We start from the raw sequence: 12689 nt of genomic DNA, 5'->3' as shown, positions 1-12689 counted from the left end.
GGCCGGGATCCGCCGGGCCACGTGCCGGCTCGCCGCCAGCGGGGCCGGGGCCATCCGCCGACAGCGCCGCAGCGCGACGATCGGCGCCGGCTCGCCGTCAAGGCGGAGGAACCGGGCCGGGAAGCCCAGCAGGCCGGCGACCTCGGCCCCCCGGAAGGCGTAGATCGACTGGTCTGGGTCGCCCAGCACGACGAGGTTGCCACCACCGCCGGCCACCGCCCCCAGCAGGCGTTCCTGAGCCGGATCGGTGTCCTGGTACTCGTCGACGAAGACGTGCCGGTAGCGCCCACGCAGCCAGGCGCCCCCCTCGGCACTCTCGGCGACGACCACGGCCCGGTGGACGAGATCGGTGTAGTCGACCGCCCCCTCGAACCCGAACACGTCGAGGTACATCTCGTAGAACTCGGCGAGGGCGGCCCAGTCCGGGCGGCCGGTACGCCGGGCGAGCTGCGCCAGCGCGACCGGTTCGAGCCCGACCTCGCGGGCGCGGGCCAGCAGCGCCCGCACCTCCTCGGTGAAACCGCGGGTGCGCAGGCAACCCACGAGCGGCTCGGGCCAGACCGGCCGGCCGTCCTCGCGGGAACCCTCAATGAGATCGCGCAGCCGACTATCCTGCTCCGGGCCGGACAGCAGCCGGAGCCCGCCCGGCGGGGCCGGCCGCTCGTGCGCGCGCAGCAGCGCCAGGCACCAGGCGTGGAACGTCCACGCCCCGGGACCTCCGCCGGCCCCGCCCTCGGCACCGAGCCGTGCGATGATCCGCTCCCGCAGCTCGCCGGCAGCTCGCCGGCTGAAGGTGAGGACCAGGATCGACCGCGGATCCGCCCCGGCTTCGATCCGCGCGGCGACCGCCTCGACGAGCGTGGCCGTCTTCCCGGTGCCGGGCCCGGCGAGCACCAGCAGCGGCCCGCCGCCGTGCTCAACCACCGCGCGCTGCGCCGCATCCAGGACGAGCGGGCGCGGCGGCGCGACCGGGGCGGCGACCAGCCGGTAGCCGGGACGCGGGGCGGCGGGTGCGGGGGCAGGAAGGACGACCACGGGCAAAGCACATCACGTGGGTCCGACAACTCCGCCGACTCCGCCGGCCCCGCGGTGTGTCGACGACCGGGACACTCGGGGACCGGGACACTCGGGGGACCTCTCACGCGTGCGCGTCAGGACGTGGCAGTGTCCTCAGTCATGACCGAGTGCAGCGACAAGGTCGCGCTCCTGACCGGGGCGGGATCCGGCATCGGCGCCGCCTGCGCCCGCCGACTGGCGAGAGCGGGCGCCCGGGTCGTCGCCACCGACCTCGACGCGCACGCTGCCAAGGAGGTGGTGGCGACGATCGAGGACGGTGGCGGGGAGGCGCTCGCCCTGGAGGCGGACGTCACCGATCCCGACTCGCTCGAACGCGCCGTCCAGGTCACCGTCGGCACCTTCGGACGGCTGGACCTGGCAGTGAACAACGCGGGAGTGAGCGCGGGGCGCGAGCCGGTGGAGACCACCCCGGCACAGGACTGGCAGCGGGTGCTGGACGTCAACCTCTCCGGCGTCTTCTACAGCATGCGGGCCGAGATCACGGCGATGCTGCGCAACGGCGGAGGCTCGATCGTCAACATGGCCTCGGTGCTCGGGGTGGTCGGGTTCGCCGGGTCGGCGCCCTACGTCGCCGCGAAGCACGGGGTCATCGGGCTGACCAAGACGGCCGCCCTGGACTACGCCACCCGCGGCATCCGGGTGAACGCGGTGGCGCCGGGCTTCGTGGACACCCCGCTGCTGCACGCCAACGGCCGGCCGCGGCGCGGAGCCGCGCTGTTCTCGCCGATCAACCGACTGGGCACGGTCGACGAGGTGGCCGAGGTCGTCGTCTTCCTGCTGTCCGACCGGGCCTCCCTGGTCACGGGCAGCGTCTATCTGGCCGACGGCGGCATGGCCGCCCGCTGACCGGGCCCGCGGGCGGTCAGGCCGGAGAACCGTCCCACCGGGCCGCGGCGAGATCGACCCGGTCGCCTCCGGGGCGCAGCGGCGTCCGGTCGGCGACGAGCCGGCGCAGGGCCTCGACCGGTGCGGCCGGGTTCGGTTCCCCGGTCGCCCGGATCACCCGGTGCCAGGGCACCTCGTCGCCGAATCGGGACAGCACGGCTCCGACCGTGCGCCCCGACCCGGCGCCGACGTACTCGGCCACGTCACCGTAGGTCATCACCTTGCCCGGCGGGATGCGCGCCACCGCGTCCAGCACCTCGAAGGCGTGCGGACCCGGCGCGCCGCCGAGCGAGATCCGGGTACCGAGCCCGGCGGAGAGGCTCGCCGGCGGCGCGTCACGCCGGGCCCGCTCATCCAGGCTCCCCGTGGCTCATCCAGGCTCCGTGGCTCGTCCGGCACTCAGTAGACCGGCAGCGACTTGTCGACCTGGGTCGCCCACGCGGTCACGCCACCCTGGACGTGCACGGCCGAGGAGAAGCCGGCGCCCTTCAGCGTGGCGAGCGCGTCGGCCGAGCGCACCCCGGATTTGCAGTAGACGACCACCCGACGGTCCTGCGGCAGTTCGGAGAGGTGCGCGGGCAGGTCCCCCTTGGGGATCAGGCGCGCGCCGGGGATCCGGACGATCTCCCACTCGGCCGGCTCACGGACGTCGACGAGCTCGATCGGCTCGTCGGCGTCCAGCCAGCTCTTGAGCTCGCCCGCGGTGATCGTCGAGCCGGCGGCGGCCAACTGCGCCTCTTCCGAGACCGCCCCGCAGAACGCCTCGTAGTCGATCAGCTCGGTGATCGACGGATTCTTCCCGCACAACGGGCACTCCGGGTCCTTGCGGACCTTGATCGACCGATAGGTCATCTCCAGGGCGTCATACACCATCAGCCGACCGACCAGCGGATCACCGATCCCGGTCAGCACCTTGATGGCCTCGGTGGTCTGGATGGAGGCGATGGAGGCGCACAGCACACCCAGCACCCCGCCCTCGGCGCAGGAGGGGACCATGCCGGGAGGCGGCGGCTCCGGGTAGAGGCAGCGGTAGCACGGTCCGTGCTTAGCCCAGAAGACGCTGGCCTGGCCGTCGAAGCGGTAGATCGAACCCCAGACGTAGGGCTTGCCGAGCAGCACCGCGGCGTCGTTGACCAGGTAGCGGGTGGCAAAGTTGTCCGTGCCGTCGACGATGAGGTCGTACCCGCTGAAGATCTCCATGACGTTGGAGGCGTCCAGCCGGGTCTCGTGCAGGACGACGTTCACGTACGGGTTGATGTTGCGAACCGAGTCGCGGGCCGACTCCGCCTTCGAGCGGCCGACGTCGGACTGGCCGTGGATGATCTGACGCTGCAGATTCGACTCGTCGACGGTGTCGAACTCGACGATGCCCAGCGTCCCGACGCCGGCGGCGGCCAGGTACATCAGCGTCGGCGAGCCGAGGCCACCGGCACCGACCGCCAGCACCCTGGCGTTCTTCAGCCGCTTCTGGCCGTCCACGGCGACATCCGGAATGATCAGATGTCGAGAGTACCGGCGGATCTCATCGACGGTCAGCCCCTCGGCGGGGTTGACCAGGGGCGGAAGGGACACGCTTGCTCCTCGCGTTCGGTGTCGTCCTTCGACGATGCCACAGCGCGACGCGGCCTCGCCGGTTTTGGGCCATCCGCCGGGAGGTCCCTCATCGCGGGTGCATATCGGGCATCGCGACGGTCAGCCCTTCAGTACAGCGCACGGCGTCCCCGGAGTGTTCCCGCGGCCGCCACGGGTAGACCTCTTCCGAACCGCCGCACATACAGGGAGGAGTTGAGTGCAGTGTCCTTCACTGACAAGGTCAGGAACAAGGTGCAGGAGCTCCGCGGGCGGACCAAGGAACAGGCCGGCAAGGCCACCGAGAACCGGGACCTGCAGGCGGAGGGCCGGGGAGAACGCGGCGTCGCCGACCTCAAGAACGCCGGGGAGAAGGCGAAGGACGCCTTCCGTCGCTGACCGCCCGGTACCCACCGGCCCCACGGCAACCAGCCCCACGGCACCTAACGGACCTGTTCCCCGCCGCCACCTGCCCCCGGCTCCCGCGCCGGGGCCGCTCCTCAGGTCCTCAGGCGGATCGCCGCGTCGGGGGCGTCTTCGAGGTCGGCGTCCTTGAGGCCGTCCTCGAGGAGGTGGTCTTGGCCGCGGAGGTCTTGGCGGGCGGCGTCTTCGTGGCGTTCGTCTTCGCGGTGCTCTTCGTCGAGGACGGCGTCTTCCGGGCGGTCGACCTCGTGCCCGGGGCCGACGAGGCATCCTTGACCGAAGAGGTACGGCCGCCCCGCCGCCCATCGGGCCCCTTGTCGTCGGGCCCCTTGTCGTCGGGTACCCTGCCGGTGACCCCGGCCGCCGCCTTGTCGGTAACCCCGGCCGCCGCGGGCCCCGCGTCACCACCTGCCACGGCCGCACCACCAGCCACGGCCGCTTCGCCGGGCCGTCCGGCGCGGGCGGCGGCGATGCTCGCGCGCAGCGCCGCCATGAGGTCGCCGACCGCCTCGCCGGCCAGCCCGCCCGGCGAGGCCACAACCTCGCGACCGGCGACCTTCGCGTCGATCACGGCCTGCAGGGCCTCACGGTAGTTGTCGGTGTACCTGGTGGGGTCGAAGTCGGCTGCCAGGGTGTGGATGAGCGAGGCGGCCACCGACAGCTCCTGCGGGCGCACCGCGATGTCCTCCTCGAGGAACGGAAAGTCCGGTTGCCGCACCTCGTCCGGCCAGACCATGGTCTCCAGGACGAAGACGCCGCCACGCACCCGGAGCGTCGCGAGCTGCTCGCGTTGCCGCAGGGCTATCTTCACCAGCGCGACACGGCCCGAGGCGGCCAGCGCGTCGCGAAGGAGAACGTAGGGTTTGGCGCCGGTGCGGTCGGGCTCGACGTAGTAGCTCTTCGCGAAGTAGATCGGGTCGACCTGCTCCAACGGGACGAACTCCAGCACGTCGATCGCCCGGGAGGTGGACAGCGGGAGATTCGCGAAGTCCTCGTCGGTGAGTACGACGGTCTCCCCGTCCGGCAGCTCGTAGCCCTTGGCAATGTCGGCGTAGTTGACCTCGTCCCCGTCGGCCTCCGCCACTCTCCGGTATCGGATACGAGACCCATCCGACCGTCTAACCTGGTGAAACGCGACATCCCGTTCCTGGGTCGCCGAGTAGAGCCTCACCGGGATGGACACCAGGCCGAAGGAGATCACGCCCTTCCAGGTCGCACGCATGTTCGCCCCTCACGTCACGTACCCCTATGGTGTCCCACCGGAAGCCCACGAGTAAGCCAGACAGGCGAAAAGCTTGAACCTATCAGCAGGCGAAAATCTCCAGGGCACCAGCCGCCCTGGAGACACGCCGGAGAACACCGATGGCCGGCGGGGGATATATGTGCAGGAGGGCGGAACGTACCCAGGACGGGGAGCCTGGTGCGAGCGGGGCACGGAGCCGGGAACGGCGCGGGAGCCGGGAGTGGGATGAGTGACGGACACCACCGCCACGTCCGTGACGAGGCCGGCCCGGCCGATGGCGCGTGAGGACCACCCGTTCCGGGAACATCGCGATCCGGACCCTGGACAGGTTCGGATCGTCCATTTCCGGCGCCCGTCCCAGCGGGTCGCCGTAACGACGAGCGCAGGAGGACGTCCCCATGGGAGCACCCACCGACCTTCCGGCATCCGATCTCCCGATCGAGGCGCCCGACGCCGACGCCGTCGAGCAGGCCCGGGAGATACGTCCGGCCGACCCGGCGCCGCGCTGGCTACCTTCGGCACCACCCGTCGAGGCCGACGAGTACGACGTCGTCGAGCAGAGCATCGTGGTCGAGACCGACGAGGACGACGACTACCGCTGACCCGACTACCGCTGACCCGACTACCGCTGACCCGGCGCCACCCCGCGCGAGCGACGGGCAGGCCGGCTGGTTCCGTTTCGACGAACGCCGGCCGGTCGGACCCCGCGGGTACTGTTGACCGCATCAACCAGGAGGTGCGCCATCAGCCAGGAGGTGCGCCGGTGACCGCCGAGCCAGCCCCGCCCGACACACGACCGGGCAGGGCTCCCCGGCTCCCCCGCACCGCGCGCCGCTTCCAGCTTCTGGGAGCCGCCCGCGAGGTCTTCGTCGCCCAGGGCTACCACGCAGCGGCGATGGACGAGATCGCTGAGCGGGCCGGCGTCAGCAAACCGGTGCTGTACCAGCACTTCCCCGGCAAGCTCGAGCTCTATCTCGCGCTGCTCGACGAGCACGCCACCCAGCTGGTGACAAGCGTCCAGGACGCGCTCGCCTCCACCTCGGACAACCACGCGCGCATCGCCCGGTCCATCCGAGCGTACTTCGACTTCGTCAACGACCCCTCTGGGGCGCACCAGCTCGTGCTGGAGTCGGACCTGCGCAACGAGCCCGCGGTCCGCCAGCGCATCGAGACCGCCTTCGCCCAGTGCGTGCGGGCCATCGCCGCGACGATCGTCGCCGACACCGGGCTGCCCCAGGACGAGGCCGACCTGCTCGCGGTCGGGCTGGTCGGGCTGGCCGAGACGGCGTCGCGCTGGTGGCTGGTCCGCGGTGCCACCGTGGAAAAGGAACGGGCCATCGAGTCGATGGTGGAGCTGGCCTGGCGCGGCATCGGCGGCTACCCCCGCCAGGAGCACCGGGATGCCACGCGCACGAACACGGAGCCGCACGAGGAGGTGCCCCCCACCGGCTGACGTCGTCCGGTGTACCGGGTTTACCGGACGAGCGTTTGTCGGGTGAGCGGGTGTGCCCGGAGCGAACACGCCGCCCCTGCCGCGGTGGAGAAGTCCCGGAAGCCATAGTGTGGGCGGTGATTCAAGATCGGCGGCTCTCGTCCGCCGGCGGTAGGTCCGACGAAGGCGGAGGTCATCGGGTGGAGGTCAAGATCGGCGTCCGGCAGGTCAGTCGGGAGCTGGTGCTGGAGAGCAGCCAGTCCCCGGAGGCTGTCGCCGCGCTGGTGAATGAGGCGGTCAAGGCCGACAACGGGGTGCTGACCCTCGTCGACGACAAGGGCCGGCAGGTGATAATGCCGATCGCGTCGCTGGCCTACGTGGAGATCGCCGCGACCACGACCCGACGGGTGGGCTTCGGCGCCGTCTAGGTCCCGGCCGACCACCGGCAGCGGGCCGGCGGCCGGCCCGCCGGGGAGCCGACCGGCGTCGCCGCGCCGGTCGGCGGGCCCGGATCAGGCGGACAGGCCCAGCGACGCCATCCGCCGGCCATGCGCCGACATGATGCGGTTGAAGATCGCCGCCAGCGCCTCCAGGTCGCCGACCCCGACCAACAGCCCGGTGAGCGCGTCGCGATCGACTCCGACCCGCTGGGCCTGCGTGAGCGCCTCACCGACGAGCCGACGGGCCCACAGCGCCAGCCGCCCGGCCACCGTCGGGTTGGCGCTGATCGCCGCGCACACCCGCTCGACCGCGAAGGCTGCGTGCCCGGTGTCGTCGAGCACCTTCAGAACCAGTTCGCGCGACGGTGACGGAAGCCGCGCCGCGATCTCGCGATAGAAGTCCGCCGCGATGTTGTCCCCCACGTAGGCCTTCACGAGGCTCTCCAGCCAGTCGGCCGGAGCGGTCGAGTTGTGGAAGGCGGTCAGTGGCGCGATGAACGGGGCCATCGCGAGCTCCCGGTCGACGCCAAGCCGGTCCAGCTCGTCGCTGATGGCCTGGAAATGGGCGAACTCGGCGGCGGCCATCTTCGCCAGGGCGATCTTGTCGGCAACAGTCGGTGACATCCGCGCGTCGGTGGCCATACGCTCGAAGGCGGTCAGCTCGCCGTAGGCGAGCAGGCCCAGTAGATCCACGGTCGCCTGATCCACGGTCGGCGCGGGTCCAGCATCCGGGGACGGGGGCACCCGATTGTCAAAGTCACCTACCTGACCGGGGGTGGTGATGGCGATGGGTGTCGCCGGGCCGGCCGGAGTCCGTGTCGTCTGTGCCACAGGCGCGATTCTGACACCCGCCGCAGTCGCTGTCGGCAAACACTCCTGCTAAGGAGCCCCCACCCGGGGTTACACCGGCTATACTGGAGAGTAGCCAGGGGTCGTTATGTCACCTCGGCCGCCGTGTAGCAGGCGTCGCCTCGTCACCTGTGCACCCAGAGTTGCCATCGAGGGCACCGGGGCACATGATTTTCGGGTCGCGGGCGCCGCGCGGCTCACCGCGAGCGGGTTCAGCGTAGACACCGCTCAGAGAAGACCAGGAGCGTCCCGCTGTCCGTCACAGCTGAAGTACCCACGGATGATCTAACTCCCTACGAGCCACAAACCGCCCCCTCCACCCCCGGGTCCCCGGCGGCGCCGACCTTCGCGGAGCTCGGCGTGCGCGCCGAGACCGTCTCGGCGCTGACCGAAGCGGGCATCGTGCACGCTTTCCCCATCCAGGAGCTGACGCTCCCACTCGCCCTGGCCCGCAACGACATCATCGGGCAGGCCCGCACCGGCACCGGCAAGACCCTCGCGTTCGGCATCCCGGTGGTACAGACGGTGCTGGCGGCCGAGGAGGGTGCCGACGGCCGTCCACAGGCCCTCGTCGTGGTGCCCACTCGTGAGCTGTGCGTCCAGGTGACCGCGGATGTCACCCGCGCCAGCGCCCGCCGTGGCCTGCGGGTGCTGTCCGTCTACGGCGGGCGTGCCTACGAGCCGCAGTTGTCCGCGCTGCGCGCCGGGGTCGACATCGTCGTCGGCACGCCCGGCCGCCTGCTGGACCTCGCCCGCCAGCACGTGCTCGACCTGGCCAGCGTCGGCACCCTGGTGCTCGACGAGGCCGACGAGATGCTCGACCTCGGCTTTCTGCCGGACGTCGAGCGCATCATGTCGCAGCTGCCGACCGAGCGGCAGACGATGCTGTTCTCCGCGACCATGCCCGGCCCGGTCATCTCCCTGGCCCGGCGGTTCATGAAGCGGCCCGTGCACGTCCGCGCGGAACAGCCGGACGAGGGGCGCACGGTCCCGACCACCCGTCAGCACGTCTTCCGCGCCCACGCGCTGGACAAGATGGAGGTGCTGGCCCGGGTCCTGCAGGCCGGCGGCCGGGGGCTCGCCATGGTGTTCGTGCGGACCCGGCGCACCGCGGACAAGGTCGCCGAGGACCTCGCCAAGCGCGGCTTCGCGGCCGCGGCGGTGCACGGCGACCTGGGCCAAGGCCAGCGCGAGCAGGCGCTGCGCGCCTTCCGCTCCGGCAAGATCGACGTCCTGGTCGCCACCGACGTGGCCGCCCGGGGCATCGACATCAACGGTGTCACCCACGTGGTCAACTACCAGTGCCCCGAAGACGAGAACGTCTACCTGCACCGCATCGGCCGCACCGGTCGGGCGGGCGAGAGCGGGGTGGCCATCACCTTCGTCGACTGGGACGACCTGCCGCGGTGGACGCTCGTCAACAAGGCACTCGCCCTGCCGTTCGACGGTCCGGTGGAGACCTATTCCACCTCTCCCCACCTGTACGAGGCGCTCGGCATCCCGGCGGGCGCGAAGGGCACCCTGCCGCACGCGGCGCGGACCCGCGCCGGGCTCGCGGCCGAGGACATCGAGGATCTCGGGGAGTCCGGCCGCGGCGGGCGCCGCGGCTCGCGGACCGGGCGTGACCAGGACCGTTCCGAGCCGGCGGCGGTGCCGACCCGGACTCGCGCCCGTCGGCGCACCCGCGGCGGTGGTGCAGCGGCCGCGGCCTCGGGGCTGGCCATCGCCGCGGACCCGGCGGACCCGGTCGACGAGGACGGCCGGAAGGCCGGCCCACCCGTGGTGGACGGTGCCGGGCAGACCGGGCTGGTCGAGTTCACCGGGACCGCCCCGCTCACCGACACGGACACCGACACCGCCCGCGTCGTCTCCGCCCTGGCCTCGGAGACGGGCGTCGAGGCCGAGGAGTCGCCCCGACGCCGGCACCGGCGTCGGGGCAACCGTGGCCGCGGCACGGGCACGATGCGGGAGGCCGGCGACGGTACCGAGGCCGCGGCCGACGCGCCGCCTCGAGCCGAGTCGGCCTGACACCCCGGCGGCCCCGCGTACCCGCGGGTGTCGCCGGCCCGCGGGTGTCGTCAGCCCGCGGGCCGAAAATGCAGACCCAACCGGACCCAGCTCAGCCGCCGGCACGAGGGACAGCGCACCAACGAGGGATGCCGGAGTCGGACCAGCGGTAGATGGACGCTCGGCGTCAGGACGCGCAGCGCGTGCCAGGCGCCGAGGGGGCTGGTCTGCCCGCATCGGGAGCAGCTGACGGTCAGGCTGGTGTTCGGCGGTGTCACGGGGCGAACGCCGCTATACAACGCACGCTTTCCATGCGCGTCCCGACCCACCGTCGATCTCGCGCGGACCGGAGTGATCACGGGAGGTCGGGTGCCACGCGGACGCAGCCGGTCGAACCCGGCCGTCGCCCGGTCCTGCGCCTGTCCCGGCGCCTGCGTCCCGCCCGGCACCCGGCCGGGTGTCCACCCGAGCTCGTTCACCGTCGACTCACACCCGCACCTCTCCGGCGCAGGCCGGTTCGCCGACCTGCGCCGGTGGGCGGGAATGGTCCCGCATGCCCACGGGCCGGCCGTCCCCCTCCCGAGGGCGTTGCCGCCGACCGGGCGAGGTGGTCCCCGGGCCGTCAACGGTTTCGGCGGCCTGCCCAACCGCGGTCCCGGCAGGGTCAGCGATGCCGGCGATGTCAGCGATGCCGGCGGCCGTGCCCACCCCCGCGACCCCGGCGATGGCCCGGGCATGCGACCGGTAGGCCTCGGCCCCCTTGGAGCGCCGTGCGGTCGTCAGGATGGACCGCCCCGTTCCCGGCGCCTCGGCGAAGCGCACCGAGCGGGCTACCGGCGGCGCCAGCACCGCGATGTCGTACCGGGCGGAGACGTCGGCGAGCACCGCCCGGCAGTGCGCCGTGCGACCGTCGAACAGGGTCGGCAGCACGCCGCGGACCCGCAGGCCGGGATTGGTCAGCCGCTGCACGTCGTGCACCGTGTCCAACAGCTGGCCGACGCCGCGGTGGGACAACGTCTCGCACTGCAGCGGCACGATGACCTCGTCCGCCGCCGTCAACCCGTTGATGGTGAGCACGCCCAGGGAGGGCGGGCAGTCGATGAGGATGAAGTCATACTCGTCGACAATCTCGGCGAGGGCGAGCCGCAGCGCGTGCTCCCGCCCGGTGCGTGACAGCAGCACCGCCTCACAACCCGCCAGCTCGATGGTCGCGGGCAGCAGATCGGTGCCGTCCGGTGTCCTGGTGATGATGATGCCGGCGGACAACCGTCCCAGCAGGACGTCGTGCACCGACAGTTCGAGGGCATCCGGATCCAGCCCGAGCGAAAAGGTCAGACATGCCTGTGGGTCGAGATCGACCAGCAGGACCCGACGGTCCAGCTCGCACAGCGCGGCACCGAGACTCGACACGGAGGTCGTCTTGGCAACGCCGCCCTTCTGATTCGCAACAGCGAGTACTCGGGCCACACCGATCAGTGTGGGGGCGTGGCCGATCCGTCACAACACTTGACGGGCGAAAAGCTCGACGCGCCCCCGAGGCCACTCTGCAATCACCCTAAGTCGGGCACCGACCAACCATCCGCAACACTGGTAGATCCGGGCGTACCGCTCGTCTCATCCGGGGTGCGCCGCCGGGCGCGGGTCAGCTCGAGGCGGGGGCGGCAGTCTGCACCACCTCGAACGACCACAGCGTGGCCGCGGTGGCCGCGGGGGCACCCTGCCCCCCCGCCGGGGCCCCGTGGCCCGCGGGAGCGCCCTGACCGGCCGCAGCCTGCCGGTGGCCCTCGCCGAACGCCTGCAAGGACTGCCACTTCTGGAAGTCCTCCTCGCTACGCCAACGGGTGTAGACGAGGTAGGTGTCCGTGCCCTCGATCGGGCGCAGCAGCTCGAACCATTCGAACCCGTCGGCCTGCTCCACCATGCCGGCGCGGCCGGCGAACCGCTTCTCCAGGGTGTCTCGCAGCTCCGCGGGCACGGTCAATACGTTGATCTTAACAACGCTCATGTCTTCAACCGTAGTGCGCGGGATCCATCACCGCGCCGCTAGAGTCCCCCGACGTGCCAGGTCTTCCCCGTGTCGCCGTCCTCGGTCTCAATGCCGCCGGAACCGCCGCGACGATCACACTCGCCGACGGTGGGCTGACCGTCACCGCGTTCTCCGACGGCCCCACGCCGCCGCCGTCCCTCGCCGAACTCGCCACGCACGGTCTGACTGATCGTGTCGTCGCCGTTACTCCTAATACGTTACGCCTGGTCGGAGCCGCCACGCACGGTCCGCCTTTTGAGGTGCACGGCGGTCCCCACCCGAGTAACGAGGCACGCCCGGGTGACGAAGCCCACCCACTCGGCGTTTTCGAGGCCGTGGTGCTCACCGGCCCGGCGGCGCGGCTGGGTCCGGCCGGGACGGGCTCGGCCCGTTTCGGCGAGGTCTTCGATCTCGAGGTTCCCTGGCTGTTCCATGTCGCGGGTCCCGCGCAGCTCGCGGCTGCCCAGGCCCGGTGGATCGGGGAATACCTGCGCGGGCGGTACACGCCGCCGTCGCCCGATGAGATGGCCGCTCGCCCGCGACTGGCCGGCCGATCGCTGCGCGGCGGGGCACACGGTCAGCTGGCATCGCTGGACCGGGAGCTGCGCGCGGGGCATGCCCGGGCGGCCGAGGCCGGCTACCCGATGCCCCAGCCGCCTGGGACGACCCTCAACCCAGGATAGCCGGGGTGAGACGGGCAAGCCGCTCCGCCGCGGACTCCAGGGTCGTGAGTTTCTT

General features: G+C 71.9%; 14 protein-coding genes. 7 read left to right on the top strand and 7 right to left on the bottom strand.

The features are described 5' to 3' along the window. Nucleotides 1-1035, bottom strand: a 1035-nt coding sequence (locus AC08OQ_RS11370) for a UvrD-helicase domain-containing protein (RefSeq protein WP_476612030.1), incomplete at its 3' end; no start/stop codon positions are given. A 129-nt stretch (nucleotides 1036-1164) separates the two neighbouring features. On the opposite strand from AC08OQ_RS11370, the gene AC08OQ_RS11365 reads away from it, so the two are divergent. After that, nucleotides 1165-1923 (top strand): SDR family NAD(P)-dependent oxidoreductase, encoded by a 759-nt coding sequence (locus AC08OQ_RS11365; RefSeq protein ID WP_476612029.1) that lies wholly within the window; start codon nucleotides 1165-1167, stop codon nucleotides 1921-1923. A 16-nt stretch (nucleotides 1924-1939) separates the two neighbouring features. On the opposite strand, the gene AC08OQ_RS11360 is transcribed toward AC08OQ_RS11365, so the two are convergent. Both AC08OQ_RS11360 and moeZ read right to left on the bottom strand, forming a co-directional pair. Further along, nucleotides 1940-2206, bottom strand: coding sequence for an MGMT family protein (locus tag AC08OQ_RS11360; protein ID WP_462186499.1), 267 nt, complete (start codon nucleotides 2204-2206; stop codon nucleotides 1940-1942). Nucleotides 2207-2361: 155 nt separating this feature from the next. Continuing rightward, nucleotides 2362-3534, bottom strand: coding sequence for an adenylyltransferase/sulfurtransferase MoeZ (gene moeZ, locus AC08OQ_RS11355; RefSeq protein WP_462186500.1), 1173 nt, complete (start codon nucleotides 3532-3534; stop codon nucleotides 2362-2364). 222 nt (nucleotides 3535-3756) lie between these two features. Between moeZ and AC08OQ_RS11350 the strand changes: the two genes are divergently transcribed. Continuing rightward, nucleotides 3757-3930, top strand: coding sequence for a CsbD family protein (locus AC08OQ_RS11350; RefSeq protein WP_462186501.1), 174 nt, complete (start codon nucleotides 3757-3759; stop codon nucleotides 3928-3930). Between the two features lie 109 nt (nucleotides 3931-4039). On the opposite strand, the gene ku is transcribed toward AC08OQ_RS11350, so the two are convergent. After that, nucleotides 4040-5176 carry a non-homologous end joining protein Ku gene (gene ku / locus AC08OQ_RS11345; RefSeq protein ID WP_476601415.1) on the bottom strand — a complete coding sequence of 379 codons (1137 nt, stop codon included), beginning with the start codon at nucleotides 5174-5176 and terminating at the stop codon, nucleotides 4040-4042. A 419-nt stretch (nucleotides 5177-5595) separates the two neighbouring features. Here ku and AC08OQ_RS11340 point away from each other — a divergent pair, with 419 nt between their 5' ends. From AC08OQ_RS11340 to AC08OQ_RS11330, 3 genes are all read left to right on the top strand, one after another. Further along, nucleotides 5596-5799 carry a hypothetical protein gene (locus AC08OQ_RS11340; protein WP_462186503.1) on the top strand — a complete coding sequence of 68 codons (204 nt, stop codon included), beginning with the start codon at nucleotides 5596-5598 and terminating at the stop codon, nucleotides 5797-5799. Between the two features lie 161 nt (nucleotides 5800-5960). Beyond that, on the top strand, nucleotides 5961-6650 hold the full coding sequence (locus tag AC08OQ_RS11335; protein ID WP_462186504.1) for a TetR/AcrR family transcriptional regulator: 690 nt from the start codon (nucleotides 5961-5963) through the stop codon (nucleotides 6648-6650). A gap of 179 nt (nucleotides 6651-6829) precedes the next feature. Beyond that, nucleotides 6830-7057 carry a DUF3107 domain-containing protein gene (locus AC08OQ_RS11330; protein ID WP_011438181.1) on the top strand — a complete coding sequence of 76 codons (228 nt, stop codon included), beginning with the start codon at nucleotides 6830-6832 and terminating at the stop codon, nucleotides 7055-7057. An 84-nt stretch (nucleotides 7058-7141) separates the two neighbouring features. Here AC08OQ_RS11330 and AC08OQ_RS11325 read toward each other — a convergent pair whose 3' ends face one another. Further along, the gene (locus AC08OQ_RS11325; protein WP_476605224.1) at nucleotides 7142-7813 is read right to left on the bottom strand and encodes a ferritin-like fold-containing protein; all 672 of its coding nucleotides are present in this window, start codon (nucleotides 7811-7813) and stop codon (nucleotides 7142-7144) included. A 465-nt stretch (nucleotides 7814-8278) separates the two neighbouring features. Between AC08OQ_RS11325 and AC08OQ_RS11320 the strand changes: the two genes are divergently transcribed. Next, on the top strand, nucleotides 8279-9946 hold the full coding sequence (locus AC08OQ_RS11320; protein WP_476601417.1) for a DEAD/DEAH box helicase: 1668 nt from the start codon (nucleotides 8279-8281) through the stop codon (nucleotides 9944-9946). Nucleotides 9947-10411: 465 nt separating this feature from the next. On the opposite strand, the gene AC08OQ_RS11315 is transcribed toward AC08OQ_RS11320, so the two are convergent. Together AC08OQ_RS11315 and AC08OQ_RS11310 are read right to left on the bottom strand one after the other, a co-directional pair. Continuing rightward, a complete protein-coding gene (locus tag AC08OQ_RS11315) occupies nucleotides 10412-11392 on the bottom strand; it encodes a ParA family protein (RefSeq protein ID WP_462202844.1) in 981 nt (326 codons plus the stop codon). A 175-nt stretch (nucleotides 11393-11567) separates the two neighbouring features. Further along, nucleotides 11568-11930, bottom strand: coding sequence for an antibiotic biosynthesis monooxygenase family protein (locus AC08OQ_RS11310; protein ID WP_462202845.1), 363 nt, complete (start codon nucleotides 11928-11930; stop codon nucleotides 11568-11570). Nucleotides 11931-11983: 53 nt separating this feature from the next. Between AC08OQ_RS11310 and AC08OQ_RS11305 the strand changes: the two genes are divergently transcribed. Beyond that, nucleotides 11984-12634, top strand: coding sequence for a hypothetical protein (locus AC08OQ_RS11305; RefSeq protein ID WP_476605221.1), 651 nt, complete (start codon nucleotides 11984-11986; stop codon nucleotides 12632-12634). The last annotated feature ends 55 nt before the right edge of the window (nucleotides 12635-12689 follow it).

The sequence above is a fragment of the Frankia sp. CcCS3 genome (assembly GCF_977927575.1).
The sequence above is the reverse complement of the archived record's forward strand: the minus strand, read 5'-3'. Positions and strand labels throughout refer to the sequence as shown.

Bases quoted from the DNA above. Each gene is read 5' to 3' on its own strand.
- ku (WP_476601415.1), bottom strand. From the start codon at position 5,176: ATGCGTGCGACCTGGAAGGGCGTGATCTCCTTCGGCCTGGTGTCCATC.
- AC08OQ_RS11340 (WP_462186503.1), top strand. From the start codon at position 5,596: ATGGGAGCACCCACCGACCTTCCGGCATCCGATCTCCCGATCGAGGCG.
- AC08OQ_RS11310 (WP_462202845.1), bottom strand. From the start codon at position 11,930: ATGAGCGTTGTTAAGATCAACGTATTGACCGTGCCCGCGGAGCTGCGA.